The organism is Sulfitobacter mediterraneus (assembly GCF_003054325.1).
Lineage (GTDB): Bacteria > Pseudomonadota > Alphaproteobacteria > Rhodobacterales > Rhodobacteraceae > Sulfitobacter > Sulfitobacter mediterraneus.
Genome location: NZ_QBKU01000003.1, coordinates 229572 through 253263 on the forward strand (window position 1 = coordinate 229572; position 23692 = coordinate 253263).

26 protein-coding genes are annotated in these 23692 nt (G+C 59.3%); 14 read left to right on the forward strand and 12 right to left on the reverse strand.

Annotation, left to right across the window (positions count from 1 at the left end; translation table 11 throughout):
- Window positions 1-36: 36 nt before the first annotated feature.
- The gene (locus tag C8N31_RS06325; RefSeq protein WP_025048302.1) at window positions 37-1536 is read right to left on the reverse strand and encodes a CoA-acylating methylmalonate-semialdehyde dehydrogenase; all 1500 of its coding nucleotides are present in this window, start codon (window positions 1534-1536) and stop codon (window positions 37-39) included.
- 116 nt (window positions 1537-1652) lie between these two features.
- Between C8N31_RS06325 and C8N31_RS06330 the strand changes: the two genes are divergently transcribed.
- The 3 genes from C8N31_RS06330 (at window position 1653) to coaD (ending at window position 3606) form a co-directional block, all read left to right on the forward strand.
- Window positions 1653-2546, forward strand: coding sequence for a LysR family transcriptional regulator (locus C8N31_RS06330; RefSeq protein WP_025048301.1), 894 nt, complete (start codon window positions 1653-1655; stop codon window positions 2544-2546).
- A gap of 58 nt (window positions 2547-2604) precedes the next feature.
- On the forward strand, window positions 2605-3039 hold the full coding sequence (locus C8N31_RS06335; RefSeq protein WP_025048300.1) for a CBS domain-containing protein: 435 nt from the start codon (window positions 2605-2607) through the stop codon (window positions 3037-3039).
- A gap of 66 nt (window positions 3040-3105) precedes the next feature.
- Window positions 3106-3606: a pantetheine-phosphate adenylyltransferase gene (gene coaD / locus C8N31_RS06340; protein WP_025048299.1), complete on the forward strand. Its 501-nt coding sequence runs from the start codon at window positions 3106-3108 to the stop codon at window positions 3604-3606.
- A gap of 45 nt (window positions 3607-3651) precedes the next feature.
- Here the strand turns inward: coaD and gap (C8N31_RS06345) are convergent, their stop codons facing one another.
- The 3 genes from gap (C8N31_RS06345) to gap (C8N31_RS06350) all read right to left on the reverse strand — a co-directional run bounded on the left by gap (C8N31_RS06345) (window position 3652) and on the right by gap (C8N31_RS06350) (window position 5983).
- On the reverse strand, window positions 3652-4653 hold the full coding sequence (gap, locus tag C8N31_RS06345) for a type I glyceraldehyde-3-phosphate dehydrogenase (RefSeq protein WP_025048298.1): 1002 nt from the start codon (window positions 4651-4653) through the stop codon (window positions 3652-3654).
- A gap of 124 nt (window positions 4654-4777) precedes the next feature.
- Window positions 4778-4921 (reverse strand): hypothetical protein, encoded by a 144-nt coding sequence (locus tag C8N31_RS20320; protein ID WP_025048297.1) that lies wholly within the window; start codon window positions 4919-4921, stop codon window positions 4778-4780.
- 60 nt (window positions 4922-4981) lie between these two features.
- A complete protein-coding gene (gene gap / locus C8N31_RS06350; RefSeq protein WP_025048296.1) occupies window positions 4982-5983 on the reverse strand; it encodes a type I glyceraldehyde-3-phosphate dehydrogenase in 1002 nt (333 codons plus the stop codon).
- Between the two features lie 181 nt (window positions 5984-6164).
- Here gap (C8N31_RS06350) and C8N31_RS06355 point away from each other — a divergent pair, with 181 nt between their 5' ends.
- Window positions 6165-7139, forward strand: a complete 975-nt coding sequence (locus C8N31_RS06355) for a DUF808 domain-containing protein (RefSeq protein WP_025048295.1) — start codon at window positions 6165-6167, stop codon at window positions 7137-7139.
- On the opposite strand, the gene C8N31_RS06360 is transcribed toward C8N31_RS06355, so the two are convergent.
- Complete coding sequence (locus C8N31_RS06360; protein ID WP_156026890.1) at window positions 7096-7281, reverse strand: hypothetical protein; 186 nt, start codon at window positions 7279-7281, stop codon at window positions 7096-7098. The genes C8N31_RS06355 and C8N31_RS06360 overlap by 44 nt on opposite strands.
- A gap of 258 nt (window positions 7282-7539) precedes the next feature.
- Window positions 7540-9555, reverse strand: a complete 2016-nt coding sequence (gene tkt, locus C8N31_RS06365) for a transketolase (protein WP_025048293.1) — start codon at window positions 9553-9555, stop codon at window positions 7540-7542.
- A gap of 271 nt (window positions 9556-9826) precedes the next feature.
- Here tkt and C8N31_RS06370 point away from each other — a divergent pair, with 271 nt between their 5' ends.
- Together C8N31_RS06370 and C8N31_RS06375 are read left to right on the forward strand one after the other, a co-directional pair.
- Window positions 9827-10324 carry a hypothetical protein gene (locus C8N31_RS06370; protein ID WP_025048292.1) on the forward strand — a complete coding sequence of 166 codons (498 nt, stop codon included), beginning with the start codon at window positions 9827-9829 and terminating at the stop codon, window positions 10322-10324.
- On the forward strand, window positions 10317-10718 hold the full coding sequence (locus C8N31_RS06375; RefSeq protein WP_025048291.1) for a cell division protein ZapA: 402 nt from the start codon (window positions 10317-10319) through the stop codon (window positions 10716-10718). The genes C8N31_RS06370 and C8N31_RS06375 overlap by 8 nt, the downstream gene beginning before the upstream one ends.
- Here C8N31_RS06375 and C8N31_RS06380 read toward each other — a convergent pair.
- From C8N31_RS06380 to C8N31_RS06395, 4 genes are all read right to left on the reverse strand, one after another.
- Window positions 10715-11437: a cyclic nucleotide-binding domain-containing protein gene (locus C8N31_RS06380; RefSeq protein WP_025048290.1), complete on the reverse strand. Its 723-nt coding sequence runs from the start codon at window positions 11435-11437 to the stop codon at window positions 10715-10717. The two genes, C8N31_RS06375 and C8N31_RS06380, sit on opposite strands and share 4 nt — an antisense overlap.
- 124 nt (window positions 11438-11561) lie before the next feature.
- Window positions 11562-11924: a Grx4 family monothiol glutaredoxin gene (grxD, locus tag C8N31_RS06385; protein ID WP_025048289.1), complete on the reverse strand. Its 363-nt coding sequence runs from the start codon at window positions 11922-11924 to the stop codon at window positions 11562-11564.
- 4 nt (window positions 11925-11928) lie between these two features.
- Complete coding sequence (locus C8N31_RS06390; RefSeq protein WP_231476813.1) at window positions 11929-12243, reverse strand: hypothetical protein; 315 nt, start codon at window positions 12241-12243, stop codon at window positions 11929-11931.
- A gap of 31 nt (window positions 12244-12274) precedes the next feature.
- Window positions 12275-12511, reverse strand: coding sequence for a BolA family protein (locus tag C8N31_RS06395; protein ID WP_025048287.1), 237 nt, complete (start codon window positions 12509-12511; stop codon window positions 12275-12277).
- Between the two features lie 168 nt (window positions 12512-12679).
- Here C8N31_RS06395 and C8N31_RS06400 point away from each other — a divergent pair, with 168 nt between their 5' ends.
- The 7 genes from C8N31_RS06400 (at window position 12680) to C8N31_RS06430 (ending at window position 20830) form a co-directional block, all read left to right on the forward strand.
- Entirely contained in the window at window positions 12680-13648 is a 969-nt protein-coding gene (locus tag C8N31_RS06400) for an XdhC family protein (RefSeq protein WP_025048286.1), read from the forward strand.
- Window positions 13645-14634 carry a molybdopterin-binding protein gene (locus C8N31_RS06405; RefSeq protein WP_025048285.1) on the forward strand — a complete coding sequence of 330 codons (990 nt, stop codon included), beginning with the start codon at window positions 13645-13647 and terminating at the stop codon, window positions 14632-14634. The genes C8N31_RS06400 and C8N31_RS06405 overlap by 4 nt, the downstream gene beginning before the upstream one ends.
- 129 nt (window positions 14635-14763) lie before the next feature.
- The gene (locus C8N31_RS06410; protein WP_025048284.1) at window positions 14764-15249 is read left to right on the forward strand and encodes a (2Fe-2S)-binding protein; all 486 of its coding nucleotides are present in this window, start codon (window positions 14764-14766) and stop codon (window positions 15247-15249) included.
- 167 nt (window positions 15250-15416) lie between these two features.
- Window positions 15417-17780, forward strand: coding sequence for a xanthine dehydrogenase family protein molybdopterin-binding subunit (locus C8N31_RS06415; protein WP_025048283.1), 2364 nt, complete (start codon window positions 15417-15419; stop codon window positions 17778-17780).
- Window positions 17781-17898: 118 nt separating this feature from the next.
- On the forward strand, window positions 17899-18690 hold the full coding sequence (locus C8N31_RS06420) for an FAD binding domain-containing protein (RefSeq protein ID WP_025048282.1): 792 nt from the start codon (window positions 17899-17901) through the stop codon (window positions 18688-18690).
- Window positions 18691-18844: 154 nt separating this feature from the next.
- Window positions 18845-20380 carry an OmpA family protein gene (locus tag C8N31_RS06425; protein ID WP_025048281.1) on the forward strand — a complete coding sequence of 512 codons (1536 nt, stop codon included), beginning with the start codon at window positions 18845-18847 and terminating at the stop codon, window positions 20378-20380.
- Between the two features lie 123 nt (window positions 20381-20503).
- Window positions 20504-20830, forward strand: a complete 327-nt coding sequence (locus C8N31_RS06430) for a hypothetical protein (protein WP_025048280.1) — start codon at window positions 20504-20506, stop codon at window positions 20828-20830.
- Between the two features lie 241 nt (window positions 20831-21071).
- Here C8N31_RS06430 and infC read toward each other — a convergent pair whose 3' ends face one another.
- Window positions 21072-21644, reverse strand: a complete 573-nt coding sequence (infC, locus tag C8N31_RS06435; protein ID WP_231476810.1) for a translation initiation factor IF-3 — start codon at window positions 21642-21644, stop codon at window positions 21072-21074.
- A gap of 180 nt (window positions 21645-21824) precedes the next feature.
- Here infC and C8N31_RS06440 point away from each other — a divergent pair, with 180 nt between their 5' ends.
- Window positions 21825-22745 carry a hypothetical protein gene (locus C8N31_RS06440; protein WP_025048278.1) on the forward strand — a complete coding sequence of 307 codons (921 nt, stop codon included), beginning with the start codon at window positions 21825-21827 and terminating at the stop codon, window positions 22743-22745.
- Window positions 22746-22821: 76 nt separating this feature from the next.
- On the opposite strand, the gene C8N31_RS06445 is transcribed toward C8N31_RS06440, so the two are convergent.
- The gene (locus C8N31_RS06445; protein ID WP_025048277.1) at window positions 22822-23670 is read right to left on the reverse strand and encodes a ferredoxin--NADP reductase; all 849 of its coding nucleotides are present in this window, start codon (window positions 23668-23670) and stop codon (window positions 22822-22824) included.
- Window positions 23671-23692 lie beyond the last annotated feature (22 nt).

Consider the following 23692-nt stretch of genomic DNA (forward strand, 5'->3'; position numbering starts at 1 on the left):
GGGCAGGGTGCGCCGCAACCGGCGCACCCCAGATGGTTATTCCATCACAGGGATAGAGAATTCGCCGCCTTCTTTGATGCCCGAGGGCCAGCGCGCGGTCACGGTTTTGGTGCGTGTGTAGAATTTGAACGCATCAGGGCCGTGCTGGTTCAAATCGCCAAAGACCGATTTTTTCCAACCACCAAAGGTGTGATAGGCCAGCGGCACAGGGATCGGCACGTTGATGCCAACCATGCCGATATTGATCCGGTTGGCAAAGTCACGCGCCGCATCGCCATCACGGGTATAGATTGCGGTGCCGTTGCCGTATTCGTGATCCATGGCAAGGCCAATCGCCTCTTCGTAGGATTGCGCACGCACGCAAGTCAGGACCGGCCCAAAGATCTCTTGAGTGTAGATATCCATGTCTTTGGTCGCTTTATCAAACAGATGCGGACCAACAAAGAAGCCGTCCTCATAGCCTTGCAGTTTGAAATCGCGGCCATCGACAACCAGTTCTGCGCCCTGGTCGATGCCGGTCTGCACCAGACGTTCGATGTTGGCCTTGGCGGCGGCAGTCACAACCGGGCCGTAATCCACATCGTTGCCCGCGGTGTAGGGGCCAACCTTCAACTTTTCGATCCGCGGGACCAGTTTGGCAATCAAACGGTCGGCGGTTTCGTCGCCCACAGGCACCGCAACCGAGATCGCCATGCAACGTTCGCCCGCCGCGCCGTAACCGGCACCGACCAGCGCATCTGCGGCCTGATCCATGTCAGCGTCGGGCATGATGATCATGTGGTTCTTGGCGCCGCCAAAGCACTGGACGCGCTTGCCCTGTGCGCAGCCTGTGCCATAGATATATTCGGCGATCGGGGTAGAGCCGACAAAGCCAACTGATTGAATTACATCATGATAAAGGATTGCATCGACGGCTTCCTTGTCGCCGTTCACCACCTGCAAAATGCCTTTTGGCAGGCCTGCTTCTTCGGCCAGTTCGGCCAACATCAGCGGCACAGATGGGTCACGCTCGGATGGTTTGAGGATAAAGGCGTTGCCGCAGGCGATGGCCGGGGCAAACATCCACATCGGGATCATCGCAGGGAAGTTGAAGGGCGTGATGCCCGCAGTCACACCCAAAGGCTGGCGCATGGAATACATGTCGATGCCGGGGCCGGCGCTGTCGGTGAATTCACCTTTCAGCATCTCGGGCGCACCGATGCAATATTCCACAACCTCAAGGCCGCGCTGCACGTCGCCAGCGGCATCGGGCAGGGTTTTGCCGTGCTCGCGGGACAGGGCCTCGGCCAGTTTGTCCATGTCGCGGTTCAGCAGGCTCACCAGTTTCATCAGCACCCGTGCGCGGCGCTGTGGGTTGGTCGCGGCCCATCCGGGCTGTGCGGCGGCCGCGTATTCAACCGCTTTGTCCATTTCCTCTTTGCTGGCCAGCGGGCATTTCGCCTGCACTTCGCCGGTCGCGGGGTTCATCACATCAGCGAAACGGCCCGACGTGCCTTTGACGTGTTCACCGTTCAGATAGTGGGTAAGCTCTTGCATCATGTCCTCCATTGGCATTTGCCGCAGGATAGGCTTGCAAAAAGCCATGTAAAAGAGGCAAGATTTCAAAATGGTTTTGCAATTTTGCAAGACGAAGTCTGGGAAAGGCCGCTGCAATGCAAAACTGGGATGACCTGCGGCTGTTTCTGGCTGTCGCACGCGAACAAAGCCTGTCTGGTGCGGGCAAACAACTGCGGCTTGATCCGGCAACGCTGGGGCGGCGGGTCGCGCGGCTTGAAAAGGATCTGCAAGCTGCGTTGTTTGTGAAATCCCCGCAGGGCTATGCGCTGACCGAAGCGGGCGGCCAGTTGATGGAGCGGGCCGAGGCGGCAGAGCAAGCCATGCGCGTGGCCCGCGCCGGTGTGTCCGCACCGAGCGACCGGTTGAGCGGACAAATTCGGATTGGTGCGCCCGACGGCTGTGCCAATTTCCTGTTGCCGCAGGTCTGCGCGGGGATCGTCGCCGAAAACCCCGGTCTGGATATTCAAATCGTGGCTTTGCCGCGGGTGTTCAACCTGTCGCGCCGAGAGGCAGACATGGCCATCGGGGTCAGCGCCCCGACTGCCGGGCGGCTGGTTGTGCAAAAAATCACCGATTATCACCTGCATCTGGCGGCCTCCGCCCAGTATTTGCAGGCCCATCCCAAGATCATCCAACAAGCGGATCTGCAATCGCATCGGTTGGTGGGCTATATCCCTGACATGATTTTTGACCGCGAGCTGGATTACCTTGGCGACTTGGGCGAGGCGCGTGTGCCTTTGGCGTCCAACTCCGTGTCCGTGCAGGTGCATATGATCCAGCAGGGCGGCGGCGTTGGGGTGGTGCATGATTTCTCGCTGCCTTTTGCGCCGGGGGTTCAGAAGATCCTTGAACATGAGGTCAGCCTGACGCGGTCCTTTTACCTGATCCGCCACGCGGATGATCAACGTAACCTGAGATTGAGCCGCTTTGCCGATCAATTGATCACTGCCCTGCGCTCTGAGGTCGCAGCGCTTGAGGCAAAAGCTTGACTCAATTGCCCAATCTGGTGACGCTGGGGGCAGGGATGAATTAATTGGAGGTCCTGCCATGCTGGTGTCACAAATTCTCAAGACCAAACCTGACGATGCGGTGGTGACGTCCCCCCCAAGTTTATTGATCTCCGAAGCGGCCAAGATCCTGTCCGAAAAACGCATCGGTACATTGGTGATCTCCAAGGATGGAAAATCCCCTGATGGCATCTTGTCAGAACGTGACATCGTGCGCGAGCTGGGCAAATCCGGCAGTGGTTGCCTGACCCTGACCGTGGACAAGTTGATGACCTCCAAGCTGGTCACCTGTTCGCGCGATGATCGCGCCGATGAGGTTCTGCAAAAAATGACCGAAGGGCGGTTCCGCCACATGCCGGTGCTTGAAGACGGCAATCTGGTTGGCTTGATCTCGCTTGGCGATGTGGTCAAGGCGCGACTGATGGAACTGTCGATGGAAAAAGACGCCCTGCAAGGGATGATCATGGGGCATTAAGCCGCTTGCGCCTTTGGGCAAGCCATGTTTGCTTGCCCGCCAAAGATTCTAACTGAGGACCACCTCATGCGCGTTGGCCTGTATCCCGGCACTTTCGATCCCATCACATTGGGGCATATTGATATTATTCGCCGCGCGACGACGTTGGTGGACAAGCTGGTGATCGGGGTTGCGATCAACCGCGACAAGGGGCCGCTGTTCAGTCTGGAAAAGCGTGTCGAGATGATCGAGGCCGAATGCGCCGAACTGAGCCGCCAAACCGGGGTTGAGATTGTCGCCCATCCGTTTGAGAACCTGCTGATTGATTGCGCCCGCGATGTAGGCGCCCAGATGATCGTGCGCGGTCTGCGGGCGGTGGCAGATTTTGAGTATGAATATCAGATGGTTGGCATGAACCGCCAGCTTGATAACTCCATCGAGACCGTGTTCCTGATGGCCGAAGCGCAGCATCAGGCGATTGCCAGCAAGCTGGTCAAAGAGATCGCCCGCCTAGGCGGTGACGTCAGTAAATTTGTCACCCCAAGCGTGAACGAAGACCTGTTGGCAAAGTTCCCGCGCAAGGGTTAACCGCCCCGGTACAGGGGGGCGGCGCGGTATGTTGAGAGACTGGGCCTACAGATAGCCCGCCATGACGCCAGCGGTGTCCAGCATCCGGTTCGAGAATGCCCATTCGTTGTCATACCACGCCAGAACCCGCAGCAAATTGCCCTGCTGTACGGAAGTCTGATCGCTGGCAAAAATCGTGCTGCGCGGATCGTGGTTGAAATCAATCGACACCAATTTGCGGTCAGTGACACCCATCACACCGGCCAATGGCCCATCTGCGGCGGCCTGCATCGCGGCGTTCACCTCTTGGGCGGTCACATCCTTGTTGAGTTCCACCACCAGATCCACGCAAGACACATTCGGCGTCGGCACGCGGATTGCGGTGCCGGTGATCAACCCATCCAGATGCGGCAGAACCACGCCCAACGTCTCGGCCGCGCCTGTTGTCGTCGGGATCATCGACAGCGCGGCAGCACGGGCGCGATAAAGGTCTTTGTGATCGCGGTCATGCACCGGCTGGGTGCCGGTATAGCTGTGAACGGTGGTCATATGACCACGCTGAATACCAAAGGCTTCGTGCAGGGCATGGGCCAACGGCGCCAAACAATTGGTGGTGCAGGAGGCATTGCTGATCACCGCCTCAGAGCCATCAATAAGACCGTGGTTTACCCCGTAAACGATTGTTTTTATGCCACCTTTTCCGGGGGCGGAAATCAACACCCGCTTTGATCCGTTCTTGAGATGCAGCCCGGCCTTTTCCGGCGTGCGGAAATGTCCGGTGCATTCCAGCACAATATCCACATCCTCCCAGGGCAGTTGATCCGGCGCCCGTTCCGCCGTGACCCGGATCGGCCCGCGCCCCACATCCAGCGTGTTTTCGCCAAGGGTCACGGGGCGGCCATAGCGGCCATGCACGGAATCAAATTCAAACAGATGCGCGTTGGTTTCCAGCGGGGCCAGATCATTGATCGCCACCACCTCAAACATATCATCGCCGCGGTCCATAATCGCCCGCAGCACATTGCGCCCGATGCGGCCAAAGCCGTTGATCGCCAGTTTCACAGTCATGGCATCACCTTTTGATCAAATTATCTGTGCTGAAAATGCGCTCTTGCGGCGCAGTGTCAACGCCTTGAGAGGGATTAAAAAGTACCGATACAATGTTCTGCGATGCAGCAATCGCAGCAGGGCGTCAGCGCCAGAAGGCGATCCATTCAATCAGTTCTGTGAATTTTTTGGCAAGGAAAACAACATGCTCAGTGCCAAACAGGATCATATCAATCACCAAAGCGGCGATCAGCAATGACCCCAGAATAATGGCAAGGCGGTTTGTCACGTCTTATTCGTCCAAATGATGCGCCCCCGATATGACAGGGGCACATCATGGATGCAAGGATCAGCCCAACTGGCCCATCGCAACAGCCACATCGGCCATGCGCACTGAAAATGCCCATTCGTTGTCATACCAGCCCAACACACGCACGGTGCGATCGGCCACAACGATGGTCTGATCCGGCGCAAAGATGCAGGATTCTTCGGTGTGGTTAAAGTCGATGCTGACTTTCTGTTCCGGGTCATAGCCCAGCACACCCTTCATATGGCCCTCTGCAGCGGCCTTGGCGGCGGCGTTGACCTCTTCGACAGTCACATCGCGCGAGGCGGTGAAGGTCAGGTCAACCGCGCTGACGTTTGGTGTGGGGACGCGCATCGCGGTGCCGTCCAGCTTGCCTTTGAGGGCAGGCAAAACCTCACCCAGCGCCTTGGCGGCACCGGTGGACGTGGGGATCAGCGCCATCGCCGCGGCGCGGGCGCGGTAAAGGTCGGAATGGCGACGGTCCAGCGTCGGCTGGTCGCCGGTGTAGCTGTGGATCGTGGTCATCAGGCCACTTTCGATGCCGATTGCCTCATGCATCACCTTGGCCAAGGGCGCGAGGCAATTGGTGGTGCAAGACCCGTTGGAAATCATCCGGTCCGAGGCTTGCAGCGCATCATGGTTCACGCCGTAAACCACGGTACGGTCTACATTTTTGCCCGGCGCAGACAGCAGAACCCGTTTGGCACCCTGTTCCAGATGCACACCGGCCTTGTTGCCGTCGTTGAACTTGCCGGTGCATTCCAGAACCACGTCACAGCCGGACCAGTCGAGTTCTTCGAGGTTATAGGTCGACATCACTTCGATGTCGTTGCGGCCCAGATTGATATAGCCGTCATCAACTGTGATCTCGCCCGGAAAGCGGCCATGTACGGAATCATACTTGATCAGATGTGCCGCAGTGGAGAGTGGCCCGGTGGCGTTGATTTTGACCACTTCGATATCTTCACGCGCGGAGGCAGAGATATGGCTTAGCGTGCAACGGCCAATCCGGCCAAATCCGTTAATACCAACTTTGATGGTCATGGCGGCAATCCTTTATGGGGGCTTTGGGCGCTCTATATCTGGGGCTTGCCCAAAGGTTAAAGGGGCAATTCGGCCTGATAAGGGACTGTTAGCGATAAACTTTTGTGTTAGCGATAACCCAGAGGTTTTGCCGGGGGCGGTTTCCGCGCTAGCTTGGGCAGGTAACAAGAAGGATGGGGTTATGAGTGGTCTGATTGCATTGCTGGACGATGTCGCAGCGATTGCCAAAGTGGCGGCATCGTCGGTGGATGATGTGATCGGGCAGGCGGCCAAAGCCGGGTCCAAGGCCGCAGGCGCAGTGATTGATGACGCTGCAGTGACGCCCAAATATGTGCACGGGTTCGAGGCCAGCCGCGAATTGCCGGTGATCTGGCGGATCACCAAGGGATCGTTGCGCAACAAATTGGTGTTCTTGCTGCCCATCGGCCTTGCCCTGTCAAACTTTGCCCCCTGGGCCATTCCGCCGCTGTTGATGTTGGGCGGGGCATACCTGTGCTTTGAAGGGGCGGAAAAGGTCGCCCATGCACTGGGGCTCAGCCACGGGCACGAAGATTTCCCCGGTCATGACGTTATCCCCGATGATCCCGCCCATCTGGAAGAAGAAAAAGCCGCCGGGGCGATCAAGACCGATTTCATCCTTTCTGCCGAGATCATGACCATCGCCTTGGCCGCCATTCCGCCCAGCAATTTCTGGATGGAAGCCGCGACGTTGGCGGCGGTGGCTGTGATGATCACGGTTGCGGTTTATGGCTCGGTTGCAGTGATCGTAAAGATGGATGATCTGGGTCTGCTGATGGCCAACAAGGGGCGGCTTGGGCTGACCCGGTCCATCGGGCGCGGGTTGGTCAAAGGGATGCCGGGTTTCCTCAAAGCGCTGACTGTGATTGGCACCGCCGCGATGCTTTGGGTGGGGGGATCGATCATCATCCACGGGCTTGAAGAGCTGGGCTTTGGCACGTTGGGCCACTGGGTGCATGACGCGGCCTATGCGATTGGGCACAGCGTGCCCGAACAGTTTGTCGGTATCGTTGAATGGGTGTCAAAGGCAGTGATGGACGGGGTGTTCGGTCTGGCGCTGGGGCTGATCCTGATCCCTATTGGGGAAAAGGTGATTACACCGCTTTGGCGTGGGATTTTTCACCGCCGCGCGGCGTAACCGCCCGCCGCTGGCTGCGCAGATAGGCCAGACATATCACAGATATCATCACCAGTTGGCCGACAAGAACGGCCAACCCAAACGCGCCCGCCGCAGAACCGCCGTTGGCCAGATGATAGATGCCGGACGTAAGGCCAGACATCATTGCAATCAAGAGATAAGCAATCGCCACAGTTGTCCTTTCCCATCCGTTTTGCAGCCAGAATAAACCGATCCGGAATAACAACTCGTTAACACTTACTGCCACAACCCTAAGTTACACAGCGCACATTGCAACAGATTTGTGCCGCTGTGAAAGATTGCGCAGTTTCCTGCTGTCAAACCAGAGGAGACGGGCAAGAAAAAACCCCGCCTGATACAAATCAGACGGGGCATTGATTTTACGTTTGTGTCTGGTGGCTTACAGCAGCGCCTTGGCCTTTTCGGCAACATTGGAAGCAGTGATGCCAAACTTTTCAAACAGCTCTTCTGCCGGGGCGGAGGCACCAAAACGATCCATGCCGACAAAATCGGCCTTGCCGAATTTGCCGCGCTCACCCAGCAGCCACTGATCCCAGCCCTGACGCACACCGGCCTCAACGCCGACACGCACCGCGCCGCCGGGCAGAACCCGCTTGCGGTAGGCTTCATCCTGCTCTGCGAACAGTTCCATACAGGGCATGGACACAACCCGCACGCCAATGCCTTCGGCTTGCAGAATGTCACGCGCTGCCATGGCAACCGACACTTCGGAACCGGATGCGATCAGGATCACCTGACGTTTGCCTTCTGCGTCGGCCAGAACATAGGCACCTTTGGAGGACAGGTTGTTGTTCTTATGTTCGGTCCGAACGGTCGGCAGCCCCTGACGGGTCAGCGACAGAACCGATGGCGTTTCTTTTGAGGTCAGCGCGATTTCCCATGCCTCTGCCGTTTCCACGGTGTCCGCGGGGCGGAACACATAGGTGTTTGGTGTGGACCGGCTGATCGCGAGATGTTCGACCGGCTGGTGCGTTGGGCCATCCTCGCCCAGACCGATGCTGTCATGGGTCATCACAAACACTGTTGGCACCTTCATCAGGGCCGCAAGACGCATGGAGGGGCGCGCATAATCGGTGAAACACATGAATGTGCCGCCATAGGGGCGCACACCGCCGTGCAGCGCCATGCCGTTCATCGCGGCCGCCATACCATGCTCGCGAATACCCCAATAGACATAGCGCCCACCGCGGTTGTCCACGTCAAACACACCCAGATCGGCGGTTTTGGTGTTGTTGGAGCCTGTCAGATCAGCCGAGCCGCCCACGGTTTCGGGCAGGATCGGGTTCAGCACTTCCAGAACCTTTTCCGAAGAGGCGCGGGTGGCCAGTTTGGGCGCGGATTCTGACATCTGCTTTTTGAACGCCTTAACCGTCGCGCTCAATTTCTTTGGCGCGTCGAATGCCAACGCACGGGTGAAGTTCTCGCGCTTGGCACGCGGCAGGGTCTCAAAACGGGCCTCCCATGCGGCGCGGTCTTCTGCGCCGCGCTTGCCGATCTCTTCCCACGCGGATTTCACATCGGCAGGGACTTCGAACGGGCCGGTGGTCCAGCCATATGCCTCTTTCGCGGCCGCCATCTGTGCGGGGTCGGTCAATGCGCCGTGACCTTTGGACGTGTCCTGCGCCGCGTGGCCAAGGGCGATATGGGTTTTGCAGGCGATCATGCTGGGCAGATCGGATTTGCGGGCTTCGGTCAGCGCGGCGTCAATCTCATCGGGGCTGTGCCCGTCGATCTCGATGGTGTGCCAGCCTGCGGCCTTGAAACGCGCAACCTGGTCGGTGCTGTCAGACAGGGACACCGGGCCATCAATGGTGATGTTGTTGTTGTCCCACATCACGATCAGCTTGCTCAGTTTGTGACGACCCGCGAGGGTGATCGCCTCTTGGCTCACACCTTCCATCAGGCAGCCGTCACCGGCGATGACATAGGTGAAGTGATCCACAACCTTTTTGCCATAGCGGGCGCGTTGGATTTCTTCAGCCATGGCAAAGCCGACGGAGTTGGCGATGCCCTGACCCAGCGGTCCAGTGGTGGTTTCAATCGCATCCGCGAGGAAGTTCTCAGGGTGGCCAGCGGTGCGGGCGCCCATCTGGCGGAAGTTCTTGATTTCTTCGATCGGGAACTGCACGTCGCCTACAAGATGAAGCAGCGAATACACCAGCATCGAGCCATGACCCGCAGACAGGATAAACCGGTCACGATCAGGCCATGTCGGGTTGGCGGCATCAAACTTCAGGTGCTTTTCAAACAAGACGGTGGCGACATCGGCCATGCCCATGGGCATGCCGGAATGGCCGGAGTTTGCTTCGGCCACAGCATCCAGCGTCAGGGCGCGAATGGCGGTGGCTTTTGACCAATGGTCAGGGTTGGCGGTGCGCAGGGCGTTGAGATCCAAAACGGGGCTTCCTTATCAGGCAATGGACGTGTTGCGCCCGTGCATACCAGCGATGGGGCAAAGTTCAAGCCAAAGCCAAGCGCAGAAGCGCATTCGGCGGGCAAGGTGGTTGAACTTCGCCGCTCAAGCTGCTGATCTGAAAGGGGGGCGCAATTGCCCGGCAGTTTGGGTAGGATCAAGAAAATATGTCACACTGGGCGATTCGCGCGTGGATCGGCGGCCAATTGCGGGCCTGCCCCGGTGGAAGCAGATGAGGGGATGATAAACGGCTATGAGCAATATTGAGGAACTACAGCGCCGGATTGCCACAGCGATGGACCGCGTTGCGCAGGGTGTCGAACAAATGGGCAATGCCGCACCGGCGCCTGATCCCGGGACCGCTCAGGCGCTTGAGGATGAACGCACGGCAAATGCCCAGCTGAGCGAACGCATTCGCACGCTTAAAACAAAATCCGAAACCGAAGCCGCCGCCCTGCACAGTCAAGTTGAGGAAAGCCGCTCACGGATTGCGTTGCTTGATATCGAGTTGCAGCGGGTGCGCCGCGCCAATCAGGAATTGACCAACGCCTGTGCTGCCCTGCGGGCGGCCAATTTCGAAGGGGTGGGCGATGCCCATCTGATCAACAAGGCAATGCTGGCAGAGCTTGAGGCGCTGCGGGCGGCCCGTGCGGCAGATGTCGCGGAATCCTCTGCCATTCTTGCGGCGCTCACGCCGCTGGTGAACGGCGCGGCGGATGGCACAAACAACGAGGAGAACGCCGATGCCTGAGGTTCGGATCACAATCGGTGGACGACAATTCGAAGTGGCCTGCCAGGAGGGCGAGGAAAGCTATCTGCATTCGGCCGCCAAGATGCTGGACGACGAGGCGCAAGTCCTGAGCGATCAGGTTGGCCGGATGCCTGAGGCAAGGATGCTGTTGATGGCCGGTCTGATGCTGGCCGACAAAACCGCATCGGTCGAGGATCGCATCGCCGAGGTCCGCGCCGAGCTGGCCGAACGCGAGGCCGAATTGGCCGGGCTGCGCAACGCCACGGTTGAACCGGAGCGCATCGAGGTGCCCGTGGTGCCGCAACAGGTAACCGAAACGCTGGCCGATCTGGCCGCACAGGCCGAGGCATTGGCTGCGTCGGTTGAAGAAAAGGCAGCCGCTTCAAAAGGTTAAAGCGGCGGCGTCACCGCCTTTGGCAGATCAACGATCAAAGGCGGACGTGCCGATTTTTGCGGAAAGCTGACCGCCAGCTTGCGGGCGATATCCTGGCTGAGCAGGACGGTCACTGCATTCTCGATGTTTTGCGATCTTTGCATTAAGTCGCGCAGGTCCGATACCTCCCATGCGACATAGCTGCACCCCGCTTCTGCGATGACGGTGGCCGTGGCCGGACCGCCCAGCAGGAACGAGATTTCGCCCAGCAGGTTGTCTGGCCCCAGCTCGGTTTTCAGATCATCCCGAATCAGGCTGAATCCATAAGATGTTGTGAGATATAAGTGGGTTGGCTGGATACCTTGATGCAAAAGTTCGGTACTTTGATCCACCGTCACGAACTGCGCCTTGCGCATCAACTTGCGAAACTGACCCGGATTGAAATTGGGAAAGCTGCGATAGAGCGTTAACATTTCGTCGCTCATGCCGAAGGTGGACCGTTCTTTGAAGATCCGAACAATCACCGGCACATTGGACAGCGCAATCAGACTGCTGGCCACAATCGCCTCCCACAGGGGCCGGTCGCCGATATTGTAGTAGTACAGGATGTAGAACAGGCTGCCGGACATCAGAAATGTCCTGAGGATCAATTCGTTACGGGTCAACAGCCCCAGAACATAGCACAGCGTGGCAAGGTGAACGAAGCTCGCCGGAGAGGCGAGATAGGCAATAATATCCAAAGCGAATAACCAATCTTAAAATCTCGCCGGAGACTACATTCGCCGCCGCAAAACGCAAGAGATTGATAAGATCGGAAAAGAAAGGGCAGGGCGGCCTGTCGGTGGGGGCGCCCTGCCAAAAGGGTCAGCCGTTCGCTTCGCGAATTTTGTCGGCTGCGTCTTTGTCATAGGTCACGCCGTTGTTTTCAAACAGGGTGTCCAACTCGCCCGAAAGCGTCATCTCGGTGATGATGTCACAGCCGCCCACAAACTCGCCCTTGACGTAAAGCTGCGGGATGGTCGGCCAATCAGAGAAATCCTTGATGCCCTGACGGACACCTTCATCGGCCAGCACATTCACGTCAGAATAGTTGACGCCCATGTAGTTCAACACGCCCGCGACCCGCGAGGAAAACCCGCACTGCGGCATTTCTTTGGTGCCTTTCATGAACAGCACAACATCGTTGGCGGTGATTGTTTCTTTGATCTGTGTTGCAGCGTCGCTCATCAGATTAATCCTTTGTTTGGTCTTTTTGAAACGCGGTGTGGTACCGCGCGGCATAGGTTTCATCGTCGGCAAGCGGTTCGATATCGGTATCGGCGCTTGTCGTAAAAAATCCAAATCCCTTGCGGGTCCAGTTGGTTTGCCCCCGTTCAAGGCTTTCGTTGCGGCGCGTGGCGCTTGAGACGATGCGCATGTCCAGCGCCTCCATGCCCAGCGGGGTCTTTTCCTCGGCGCGGCGGGCCGGTTGGCGGCTCGACAAGGGGCGGTAGGTGCCCTTTTGGGTGCGGTACTGGCCATAGCTGATCACGGCCACAACGGCCACGATGGTCCCTATGATCCAGACCCACATCGGATCAATCCGGCGCTTTGGTGGTCAGGGCCAGCGCATGCAAATCGCCGTTCGGCCCGTCCATCTTGCCCTTTAGCGCGGCATAGACCGCACGTTGTTGTTGCACCCGGTTCATGCCCTTGAATGAGGCATCAACCACCATTGCGGCCATATGCACCCCGTCATTGCCTTCGACGGTGATCTGCGCATCGGGAAAGGCGGCGCGGATCAGGTCTTCGATTTCGCTGGCTTGCATGGGCATGTGGTGGCTCCGGTCTTGGGGTTTTGGCTTGTGACAGATGTAGTCGTGTGACGGCCCCGGTGCAAGCGATCCACGTGGAATTGATTGGTGATCTTAACGCATGCGCCAAGATGCGGTTTCCCACCGCCGCGTTAGCCGTTAGCGTGGCTGCAACACAAAGGAGAGCCCATGCAAAACCGAGAGACAGCACCCGAACAGGCGCTCCGCTGGGTGCAGGCGGGCGAAGGCGCGGCGCTGGCCACGGTGATCGAAACATGGGGATCGGCCCCGCGCCGGGTCGGGGCGCAACTGGTTGTCTCTGGCACTGGCGCGATGGAGGGGTCGGTGTCGGGCGGCTGTGTCGAGGGCGCGGTGGTAATCGAGGCGCTTGAGGCCTTGCAGGACGGCGCCAGCCGGATGTTGGAATATGGGGTCAGCGATGGCGACGCTTTTGCCGTTGGTCTGGCCTGCGGTGGCACGATCCGGGTGCTGGTCGAACCGATTGGGGCAGGCGGAATGCCGGAAAACATGCTGGCCGATCTGGTTGCGGCCCGCGCGGCCCGCAGGCCGGTGGCCTATGTGGTCGCTTTGAACGGAAGCACCCGCAAGCTGGTGACGGATGACCATGCAGAGCGGTTTCGCACGGACCGATCCGGCCTCTCAGATGACGGCGAGACGTTTATCGCGATCCACAATCCGCCCCTGCGAATGGCCATCGTTGGGGGCGTGCACATCGCGCAGCATCTTGATGGGATGGCGCGCTCAGTTGGCTTTGACACCTACATCATCGACCCGCGCGAGGCCTTTGGATCAGAGGCACGGTTTCCCGGCGCACAGGTGATCAACGAGTGGCCCGATGACGCCCTACAAAACCTTGGGGTGGATGCCCGCACGGCGCTGGTTCTGCTCACCCATGATCCCAAACTGGACGATCCGGCGATCCAATGCGCCTTGGCCTCTGGCCCATTCTACATTGGCGCATTGGGCAGCAGCCGCACCCATGCCTCGCGCCGCGCCCGTTTGGCTGAGGCAGGATTTAAGCAGGATCAGATTGACCAGATCCATGGTCCGGTTGGCCTTGATATTGGCGCCTCTGGTCCGGCTGAAATAGCCGTTTCGATCATGGCCGAGGTGATCCAGACCTTGAGGCAGGCATGAAGTTTGGCCCGGTTCCCTTAAGCGCAGCGCAAGGTGCGGTTCTGGCCCATTCGGTGGCTGTTGATGGGGGCCGCTTGCGCAAAGGGCGGGTGATTTCGCAAGCGGATGTGGCGGCGATGCAAGCGGCGGGATTGAAGGAGATCATCGTCGCAACGCTGGATGCCAATGACGTGGCCGAAGACACCGCGGCAGAGGCGCTGGCCGCCGCGATCCTTGGCCAAGCGGACGGTCTGACAGCAACACGGCCTTTCACGGGGCGAGTTAATCTTATCGCTGATGGTCCGGGGGTGGCTGTGCTGGACGTGGCCGCGCTAGAGGCGATCAACGCGGTGCATCCGATGATTACCATCGCCACTGTCCCGCCATGGCAACAGATGGCCAAAGGCGGCATGGTCGCCACGATCAAAATGATCTCCTACGCAGTGCCACAAGAGGCGCTGAACGCGGCTGTGGCGGCGGCGGGGGCCGGGGCGATCCGGCTGGCGCAGCCGCAGATCAAAACCGCAAGCCTGATCATCACCGAGATCCCCGGCGGGGTGGGCGACAAGGGGCGCACCGCCATTGCCGGACGGCTGGAGGCACTGGGGGTGGACCTGATCGAAACGGTAATGACCCCACACCAAATCGTGCCGCTGGCCGAAGCGGTAGCACAGGCCAAAGGTGATCTGGTGCTGATCCTCACCGGATCGGCGACCTCGGATATTGATGATGTCGCCCCTGCGGCCCTTCGCCGCGGCGGGGGGCAGATCACCCGCTTTGGCATGCCGGTTGATCCGGGCAATCTGTTGTTTCTGGGCGATCTTGCGGGCCGCCCAGTGATCGGCCTGCCGGGCTGTGCCCGTGCGCCGGCGCTGAACGGGGCCGATTGGGTTTTGTCACGTGTGGCCTGCGGGATCGCGGTGTCCTCGGCAGATATCTCCGGTATGGGCGTTGGTGGATTGCTGAAAGAAATCCCGACACGGCCGATGCCGCGACGGGGAAGCTGACCTTACGTCACATTGCCGGGGCGGCGCTGCACTATCCTGCCACTCCCCAAAAATGCTGAGGTTTTCTATTCTCATACGCGCTTTGCCGTGCTTAACTCCCCTCAAACAAGAACCAAAAGGGAGGACGACATGACACAGGTCAAGATGACCGTGAACGGCAAAGCCGCGTCTGGCGACGTGGAAGGCCGCACACTGCTTTCGCAATTTCTACGCGACGATCTGGGGCTCACCGGCACACACGTCGGCTGTGACACCAGCCAATGCGGGGCCTGCGTGGTCCATGTGAACGGCGAGGCGGTGAAATCCTGCACGATGCTGGCGGTCGAGGCCGAAGGCGCAGAGGTGGCCACAATTGAAGGGCAAGCCAATGCGGATGGATCGCTGAATGCCATTCAACAGGCGTTTCAGGATCACCACGGCCTGCAATGCGGGTTTTGCACACCGGGCATGGTGATGTCGGCAGCGGCGCTGCTGAAAGAGAACCCAAAACCAACCGAGGCGGACGTGCGTCACTACCTTGATGGCAATATTTGCCGCTGCACCGGTTATCACAACATCGTCAAGGCGATCATGGCGGCATCCGGTCAGGACGTCAGCGCCATCGCGGCAGAGTAACGATGCGCGGCTCTGCTTTGAGACCCTGTGCCAAGGGCACCAGCGCCAAGCAGCGCGCGGTTTGGACCGCATCAAATCAAACAGCCATGCGCGGCGGGGAGGCCAGTGCGCGGCTCAGATGACACGGTGGATGTGCCAGCACATCAACCCCATAGGGAGGAATGACTATGCCAAAGGACGGTGGTATCGGCGCCAGCAGCAAACGGCGCGAGGACGTCCGGTTTTTGACCGGCGCGGGCAATTACACGGACGACATGAACATGTGGGGGCAGGCGCATGTGTTCTTCCTGCGCTCTGATGTGGCCCATGGCACATTGACCAATGTGGATACATCCGCCGCAGCGGAGATGCCCGGCGTGGTGCAGATTTTTACCGGCGCAGACTTCGAAGAGGTCGGCAGCATTCCTTGCGGTTGGCAGGTCACAGACAAGCACGGCGAGCCGATGCAGGAACCCCGGCATCCGGTGCTGGCCCATGGCAAAGTCCGCCATGTGGGCGAACCGATTGCCGCTGTGGTGGCCGAAACACTGGAACAGGCCCGCGACGCGGCCGAGGCGATCTCGGTCGATATTGACGAGCTGCCCGCGGTAGTGAACATGAAAGAGGCGGTGCAGGACGGCGCGCCCAAGGTCCATGACGATCTGACCTCGAACCTGTGCTACGACTGGGGCTTTGTCGAAGAAAACAAAGACGCGGTGAACAAGGCATTTGATGAGGCCGCCCATGTCACCACGCTTGAGCTGGTCAACAACCGTCTGGTTGCAAACCCGATGGAGCCGCGCGTGGCCATCGGCGACTATTCCCGCGCTGGTGATGAACACACACTTTATACCACCTCGCAGAACCCGCATGTGATCCGCCTGTTGATGGGTGCCTTTGTGCTGGGCATTCCGGAACACAAATTGCGCGTGGTCTCCCCCGATGTGGGCGGCGGCTTTGGCACCAAGATCTTTCACTATCAGGAAGAGGCGTTTTGCACATTTGCCGCCAAGGCCTGCAATCGTCCGGTCAAATGGACCTCCAGCCGGACCGAGGCGTTCATGTCGGACGCCCATGGCCGAGACCATGTGACCAAGATCGAACTGGCACTGGATGCAGACAACAACTTTACCGCGCTGCGCACCGACACCTATGCCAACATGGGCGCCTACCTCAGCACCTTTGCACCCTCGGTGCCAACATGGCTGCACGGCACCTTGATGGCGGGCAACTACAAGACGCCGCTGATCTATGTGAACGTCAAAGCGGTGTTCACCAACACGGTGCCGGTGGACGCCTATCGCGGCGCGGGCCGGCCAGAGGCGAGTTTCCAGCTTGAGCGTTTGGTGGACAAAGCCGCGCATGAGCTGGAGGTCGACCCGATTGCCCTGCGGCGGCAGAACTTTATCACCGAATTCCCCTATGCCACGCCTGTGGCGGTGGAATATGACACCGGTGATTACAACGCCACCATGGACAAGCTTGAGGAGATGGCGGATCTGTCAGGCTTTGATGCACGGCGCAAAGCCAGCGAGGCCAAAGGCAGGCTGCGCGGCTTTGGTGTGAACTGCTATATTGAGGCTTGCGGCATCGCGCCCTCCAACCTTGTTGGACAGCTCGGCGCCCGCGCTGGCCTTTACGAAAGCGCCACGGTGCGGGTTAACGCCACGGGCGGTTTGGTGGTGATGACCGGATCGCACAGCCACGGGCAGGGGCATGAAACCTCCTTTGCACAGGTTGTTGCGGATATGATCGGCATCGACGAAGGCATGGTTGAGATCGTGCATGGGGACACGTCCAAAGTGCCGATGGGCATGGGCACCTATGGATCGCGCTCCCTTGCGGTTGGCGGCTCTGCCATGGTGCGGGCCACCGAAAAGATCATCGCCAAAGCCAAAAAGATCGCGGCGCATTTGATGGAAGCCTCCGAGGCGGATATCGAATTGAAGGACGGCGCGTTCAGCGTGGCGGGCACGGATAAATCCGTGGCTTGGGGTGATGTGACGCTTGCCGCTTATGTGCCGCACAATTACCCGCTGGAAGACGTGGAGCCGGGCCTTGAAGAAACCGCGTTCTACGATCCGTCCAACTTTACCTATCCGTCGGGCGCTTATGCCTGCGAGGTGGAACTGGACCCCGACACTGGCGAGGTCAAGATCGAGCGGTTCCTGGCCGCCGATGACTTTGGCAATGTGGTGAACCCGATGATCGTGACCGGACAGGTCCATGGCGGTTTGGCACAAGGCATCGGTCAGGCGCTGCTGGAAAACTGCGCCTATGACAGCGATGGCCAATTGCTCAGCGGGTCTTACATGGATTACGCAATGCCAAGGGCCAGTGATCTGCCGTTCTATGAGGTGGATCATTCCTGCCAGACGCCCTGCACGCACAACCCACTGGGTGTGAAAGGCTGCGGTGAGGCAGGGGCAATCGGATCGCCGCCTGCGGTGGTAAATGCGGTGCTGGACGCGATGCGCTCTGGTGGTAAGGACGTGGGCCATATCGACATGCCGGTGACACCGGCGCGTGTCTGGGCGGCCATGAACGGATGAGGATGCAGCTTTGGGCGGACGGGGGGCCAGCCCCCCGCACCCCCCGGAGTTTATCTGGCAAGTGAAGAAGGGGCGCAGTGACAAGATGGTCCGTGCCTCCTGATCGGAAGGAAAGACGATGTATAATTTTGATGTGGAACGTCCTCAGTCCATCGCAGATGCGGTGCAGGCGCTGAGCCGGGAAGACGCCCAACCGCTAAGTGGCGGGCAAACCTTGATCCCGACGCTCAAGGCGCGGCTTGCGGCGCCTTCGGTTTTGGTGTCGCTGGGCGATGTGGATGAAATGAAGGGCGTGTGCATGTCCGACGGCGGACAGCTGTGCATTGGCGGGGCCACCACCCACGCCACTGTCGCGGCGGAGGCTGCGGCGCATTATCCGGCGCTGGCTTCACTGGCGGCGCGGATCGGTGATCCGGCGGTGCGCAACCGTGGCACCATTGGCGGATCGGTGGCCAATAATGACCCGTCTGCCTGCTATCCTGCGGGTGTGCTGGGCAGCGGCGCAACCGTGGTGACCAACGCCCGTGAAATTGCTGCGGATGATTATTTTCAGGGCATGTTTACCACTGCACTTGAAGAAGGCGAGATCGTCACAGAAGTGAAATTCCCGATCCCGCAGGCAGCGCATTACGAGAAGTTCCTGCAACCGGCCTCGCGCTTTCCACTGGTCGCGGCCTTTGTGGCCAGGTTCAGCGATGGCGTGCGCGTGGCGATCACGGGCGCGTCCAATGACGGTGTATTCCGCTGGTCCGAGGCGGAGGCGGCGCTGGCGTCGAACTTCTCTGCCAGTGCATTGGATGGGTTGTCCGTGGACAGCACCGACATGATCAGCGATCTACACGGAACCGCCGAATACCGCGCCCATTTGATTGGCGTGATGACCAAACGGGCCGTCGCCGCGATCGGCTGATCCGCGTCAGTTGCTGGCTTTCGTAAAAGGCCGCGTGTCCCGCCGGGATGCGCGGCCTTTTGCCGTTGATATTGCATAGCGGAACCCCGGACCCCCAGTTTGCGTTGAGTAGAAAGCGCCGTTTTGCGGTGCCAAGCGTAATGAGGACCACCACATGCAACAGTTATTGAAATCCACCACCACCCTTGGCCTGTGTCTGGCGATGGCCTTGCCGGCCCCTGCAATGGCCCAATCTGCGGGTGACTTGCCACAATGTGACGTTGACGGGTTGCTGGAGTTTCCTTGCCAGATCGACGGCAACCGGATTGGCGACACTTATGATGCGGGGCGGGTTCTGGGATTGGACCGCACAGCGCTTGAAACCTTGATCGCAAGGCAGACCGCGCGGGCAGAGGCCGCGGCCGTCGAGGCGCAGATTGCGGCAGATGCTCAGACAGAACTGGAGGCAGAAGCGGCAGCCGAGGCTGCGGCGGAAGTCGAAGCTGCGGCAAATGCGCAAGCGGAGGCAGAAGCAGCAGCGGCAAACGCGCAAGCCGAAGCTGACGCCGAAGCGGCAGCGCTAGCCGAAGCCCGAGCGGCAGAGAAACAGGCCGCCAAAGAGGTCCGCCGCGAAGAACGCCGCGCACAGCGCCGGGCGGAGCGGGAGGCCGAGCGTGCAGCCGCCCGCGCTGCGGCAGAAGCTGCTGCTGAGGGCAATGCCGAGGCAGAGGTGACCACGCAAGAAGTTCAACAGGACGAGGTCCGCTCATCAGACGAGGAATTTGACACCGCCGTGACCGGCAGCGATCAGCCTGTAGCCAAAGATGACGGCGGATTGAGTAAATTCGAGAAAGCTCTGCTGCTTGGACTGGGTGCTGTGGTCGTGGGATCGGTGCTGAAGAACGGTGACAAAGTGGTTAGCCGCTCGGGCGACCGCGTGGTGGTCGAAGATCCCAATGGCGACCTGCGGGTGCTAAAGGACGATGACGCCTTGATCCGCCGCCCCGGCGATGAGGTCCGCACCGAAACCTTTGACGACGGGTCTACCCGCACAGTGGTGACCAAACCGGACAATTCCAGAATCGTGACGATCCGGGGCCGTGATGGCACCGTGTTGCGCCGGATTTCGGTTGATCCTCAGGGCCGCGAATTTGTCTTGGTTGATGATCTGGTGGAAGAACAAGAAGTGATCGTGAACGAGTTGCCGCAGGTGGTGCAGGACACCAATCAGGTGGGCAAACGCGAAGAGGCGGATCTGCGGGCCGCGTTGCAGGCGGAAATGCTGGCAGATCAACAGCGCCGGTTTTCACTGCGTCAGGTGCGCGAAATCCCGCAGGTCCGCGCCCTTGCGCCGCAGCTTGAACTGGACGCAGTGCAATTCGCCACCGGCTCTGCCGCGATCCGCCCCGAACAGGCGCGCAGCCTTGCGCGGATCGGCCGGGCGTTGAGCGATCTGATTGCCAAAGATCCCCGCACCGTGATCCTTGTGGAAGGGCACACCGATGCGGTTGGCAATGCCACCTATAATCTGGCGCTGTCGGACCGCCGCGCGGAAACCGTGGCACTGGCCATGACCGAATACTTCGACGTGCCGCCGCAAAACATGATCACCCAAGGCTATGGCGAGTCGGATCTCAAGGTGCGCACTTTGGAAAACGAACCCGCCAACCGCCGCGCGGTTGTGCGCAATATTACCGGCTTGTTGCGGTAAGGACTTGGTATTGAAGAGGAGGAGAAGCCCCTGCGAAAGCGGGGGCTTTTCTGGTCTGGAGTGTACAGTGTTCTGTCACAAAAAGTCAGATATAGATCTGAAAAAGCAACTTAGGCGATTGATATGCGGTATCTCCGGAATGTTCTCGACCGAAAATCAAAAGCGCTGCACCAGTCGACCAAATGCGTCGTTATACAATACATTCAAGCTGATGACGAAGGTAACATGTTGGAAATCGCAGAAATCTTTAGCGATGGAACCGTGGCGTTTATCGATGGCAGAAAAGAGTTCATCGGACTTGAAGGTCTTGACCTCAAAAATGGGTTTGAGCCTTGGGTTTGGCCGGATGGGGAACTGTCTGGGCAAATGTACGACTGCACTGAACAAGAATACTTCGCAGTACGAGAATTGGTTCAGAAGCTGCTTTTCTTAGATAGAGTGGAGAAATAGTTTTGCGAGCTCTTCGTTTTCTGCACCTCGGCTCGAGCGAGTCAGCCCCTATCCAATTGCGGTGGCAGCAAGGTTCATCGCTCCCCCTTGAGGGAGCGATGAGAAGACCATTACGTCTTAGTTGTTGGGCAAAGGTCCGATCAGCATGACCATCTGGCGGCCTTCCAAGGCGTGCGCGTAGCGGATGCCGAGGTCTGGCAGTCGCTCCCCCTTGAGGGAGCGATGAGAAGACCATTACGTCTTAGTTGTTGGGCAAAGGTCCGATCAGCATGACCATCTGGCGGCCTTCCATCTTGGGGAAGTTCTCCACGCGGCCGACCTCTTTGGTGTCTTCCGCGACCCGCTCAAGCAACTCACGACCCAGATTCTGGTGCGCCATCTCGCGGCCCCGGAAACGCAGGGTGATTTTCACCTTGTCGCCGTTGTCCAAAAACTTGAACACATTGCGCATTTTCACATCGTAATCGTTGGTGTCGGTGTTCGGACGGAACTTGACCTCTTTGATCTCGATGATCTTTTGCTTTTTACGGGCTTCGGCTTCGCGCTTCTGAGTCTCGTATTTGAATTTGCCAAAGTCCATGATCTTGCACACGGGCGGGTTGGCATTGGGCGAGATTTCAACCAGATCGAGACCGGCCTCATCTGCCATATCCATAGCACGGGCTGGCGTCACAACGCCGACGTTTTCACCGTCAGCGCCAATCAGGCGAATTTCAGGGGAGCGGATGTTGTCATTGACGCGCGGGCCGGTGTCACGTTGGGGCGGCGCGTTATGGGGTCTGCGAGCGATGGTGATTGTCCTTTGATTGTTCACTATTAGCGAGGATGCAAACTAAACCCGCTATGGCACTACTTCAAGCGGGTAATTGCGGCGGAGGGCCGCTTCTGGCCGGAAATTCCCCTTGAACCCATGCAGCAACAGGCGCAATTGACCAAGCAGCAGCCGCAAAAGGGGATCAGCCCCTGAAAGGCGCAGGAATTATGGGGATCATACATGAGAAATGCTATTTGGATTATCGTTGCAGCCGTGATCGGTCTGGGGGGCTATATGCTGTTCTCCGGCAAGTCACCGACCGAAGTTGCGACAGATGCAGCCGATGCCGTCAACGCACCGGCGGCGATTGAAGCGGTGGAAGAGGCGGCAACCGCCGTGACAGACGCCGCTGGCGATGCGGTGGATGATGCCGCCGCCGCCGCAAGTGACGCGGCAGACGCCGCAACAGACGCGGCCAGCGATGCGGTTGACGCGGCCACCGAGGCAGCGACCGATGCGGTTGAGACTGCCACCGAGGCCGCCAGCGATGCAGTGGATGCCGCGACAGATGCCGCAGAAGGCGCGGCTGATGCGGCCAGTGATGCGGCTGAAGCGGTGACCGACGCGGCAAGCGATGCTGCCGAGGCAACCACCGAAGCGGCCAGCGATGCGGTAGACACAGCGACCGAAGCGGCCAGCGATGCCGCCGACACGGCGACAGAGGCGGCAACTGACGCGGTTGATGCCGCCACAGAAACCGCAAGCGACGCCGCAGACGCCGTGACTGAAGCGGCCTCGGAGACCGTTGACGCCGCAACAGAAACAGCCACGGACGCGGCTGAAGCCACGACCGAAGCGGCAACCGAGGCGACAGAAGCAGCCACCGACGCTGTGACCGAAACCAACGAGGCCGCGACCGATACCGCCACAGACACAGCCGAGGCGATCACCGAAACCGCAGAGGCAGCCGAGACATCGATGATGGATCAACTGCTGAGCGTGGATGGTTTTGATTTCGAAAAGGTCAGCACGATGATCGACGAATCCGAACTGGGTGCGATCCAGAAAAAGCTGCTGAGCGAGACCGTGCGCAAAGCGCAGGACAATCCTGAGCTGCTGAAGGCGGCATTGGAAAAAGTCCGCGAGGCGATGGGTCTCTAATCAGCCCCGTCACCGGAAACAAAAAACCGCGCCTTGGCAACAGGGCGCGGTTTCTTTTTGTCTTTACGTCAGTGGCTTAACCCACAAAGGCCTTTTCGATCACAAAGTGTTTGGGATCAGAATTTGCCCCTTCCTCAAGGCCGAACCCTTCGAGGATCGCTAGGATATCCTTGTTGAAATCAAGGCTGCCGCAGACCATTGCACGATCGGTCTCGGCGTTGATGCCGTCGATGCCCAGATCCGCAAAAACAGTGCCATCCTGCAACAGCGTGGTGATCCGGCCCATCTTTGGGCTCTGCTCCCGTGTGGTCGTGGGGTAATAGCGGATCTTGTTCAGGTTCTCGGCGCCGATCAGTTCCTGCATCAGCTCGTCTGACTGCAACTCTTCGATCAACTGGCGGCCATACTCCAGCTCTGCCACATCGCGGCAGGTGTGGGTGATCACCACTTCGTCGTAGTTTTCATAAGTCTCCGGCTCGCGCAGCAGCGATGCAAAGGGGGCAAACCCGGTGCCCGTGGCAAAGAACCAGATGCGCTTGCCGGGCAGCAGGGCGTCATGCACCAGCGTGCCGACAGGTTTGGGGCGCAGGATGATCTCGTCGCCGGGCTGGATGTGCTGCAACTTGGAGGTCAGCGGGCCGTCCTGCACCTTGATCGAGTAAAACTCCAACTCTTCGTCCCACGCGGGTGAGGCGATGGAATAGGCGCGCAGCAGCGGCTTTTGCTTGCCGGTTTCGGGATGTGGATCGCCCATCAGGCCAATCATCACAAATTCGCCCGAGCGGAACCGCAGCGAGGCCGGGCGCGTCACCCGAAAGGAAAACAACCGGTCGGTCCAGTGTTTGACGGATGTCACGATCTGCGCATCAGGCAGGGTCGGCACGGGCTTGGCGGCTGTTTGGTTCACGGGGGTCTGCTCTGTCATTGTAAAATCACGCAAGCGGCGC

Coding starts and splice junctions, on each gene's coding strand:
- C8N31_RS06395 (WP_025048287.1), bottom strand. CDS start 12,511: ATGCCCATGCAAGCCAGCGAAATCGAAGACCTGATCCGCGCCGCCTTT.
- gap (WP_025048296.1), bottom strand. CDS start 5,983: ATGACCATCAAAGTTGGTATTAACGGATTTGGCCGGATTGGCCGTTGC.
- C8N31_RS06440 (WP_025048278.1), top strand. CDS start 21,825: ATGAGAAATGCTATTTGGATTATCGTTGCAGCCGTGATCGGTCTGGGG.
- grxD (WP_025048289.1), bottom strand. CDS start 11,924: ATGAGCGACGCTGCAACACAGATCAAAGAAACAATCACCGCCAACGAT.
- C8N31_RS06410 (WP_025048284.1), top strand. CDS start 14,764: ATGACACAGGTCAAGATGACCGTGAACGGCAAAGCCGCGTCTGGCGAC.
- C8N31_RS06325 (WP_025048302.1), bottom strand. CDS start 1,536: ATGCAAGAGCTTACCCACTATCTGAACGGTGAACACGTCAAAGGCACG.
- C8N31_RS06445 (WP_025048277.1), bottom strand. CDS start 23,670: ATGACAGAGCAGACCCCCGTGAACCAAACAGCCGCCAAGCCCGTGCCG.
- C8N31_RS06335 (WP_025048300.1), top strand. CDS start 2,605: ATGCTGGTGTCACAAATTCTCAAGACCAAACCTGACGATGCGGTGGTG.
- C8N31_RS06370 (WP_025048292.1), top strand. CDS start 9,827: ATGAGCAATATTGAGGAACTACAGCGCCGGATTGCCACAGCGATGGAC.
- C8N31_RS06405 (WP_025048285.1), top strand. CDS start 13,645: ATGAAGTTTGGCCCGGTTCCCTTAAGCGCAGCGCAAGGTGCGGTTCTG.
- C8N31_RS06430 (WP_025048280.1), top strand. CDS start 20,504: ATGCGGTATCTCCGGAATGTTCTCGACCGAAAATCAAAAGCGCTGCAC.
- C8N31_RS06375 (WP_025048291.1), top strand. CDS start 10,317: ATGCCTGAGGTTCGGATCACAATCGGTGGACGACAATTCGAAGTGGCC.
- C8N31_RS06400 (WP_025048286.1), top strand. CDS start 12,680: ATGCAAAACCGAGAGACAGCACCCGAACAGGCGCTCCGCTGGGTGCAG.
- C8N31_RS06330 (WP_025048301.1), top strand. CDS start 1,653: ATGCAAAACTGGGATGACCTGCGGCTGTTTCTGGCTGTCGCACGCGAA.
- gap (WP_025048298.1), bottom strand. CDS start 4,653: ATGACTGTGAAACTGGCGATCAACGGCTTTGGCCGCATCGGGCGCAAT.
- C8N31_RS06415 (WP_025048283.1), top strand. CDS start 15,417: ATGCCAAAGGACGGTGGTATCGGCGCCAGCAGCAAACGGCGCGAGGAC.
- coaD (WP_025048299.1), top strand. CDS start 3,106: ATGCGCGTTGGCCTGTATCCCGGCACTTTCGATCCCATCACATTGGGG.
- C8N31_RS06425 (WP_025048281.1), top strand. CDS start 18,845: ATGCAACAGTTATTGAAATCCACCACCACCCTTGGCCTGTGTCTGGCG.
- C8N31_RS06360 (WP_156026890.1), bottom strand. CDS start 7,281: ATGTCTGGCCTTACGTCCGGCATCTATCATCTGGCCAACGGCGGTTCT.
- C8N31_RS06355 (WP_025048295.1), top strand. CDS start 6,165: ATGAGTGGTCTGATTGCATTGCTGGACGATGTCGCAGCGATTGCCAAA.
- C8N31_RS06420 (WP_025048282.1), top strand. CDS start 17,899: ATGTATAATTTTGATGTGGAACGTCCTCAGTCCATCGCAGATGCGGTG.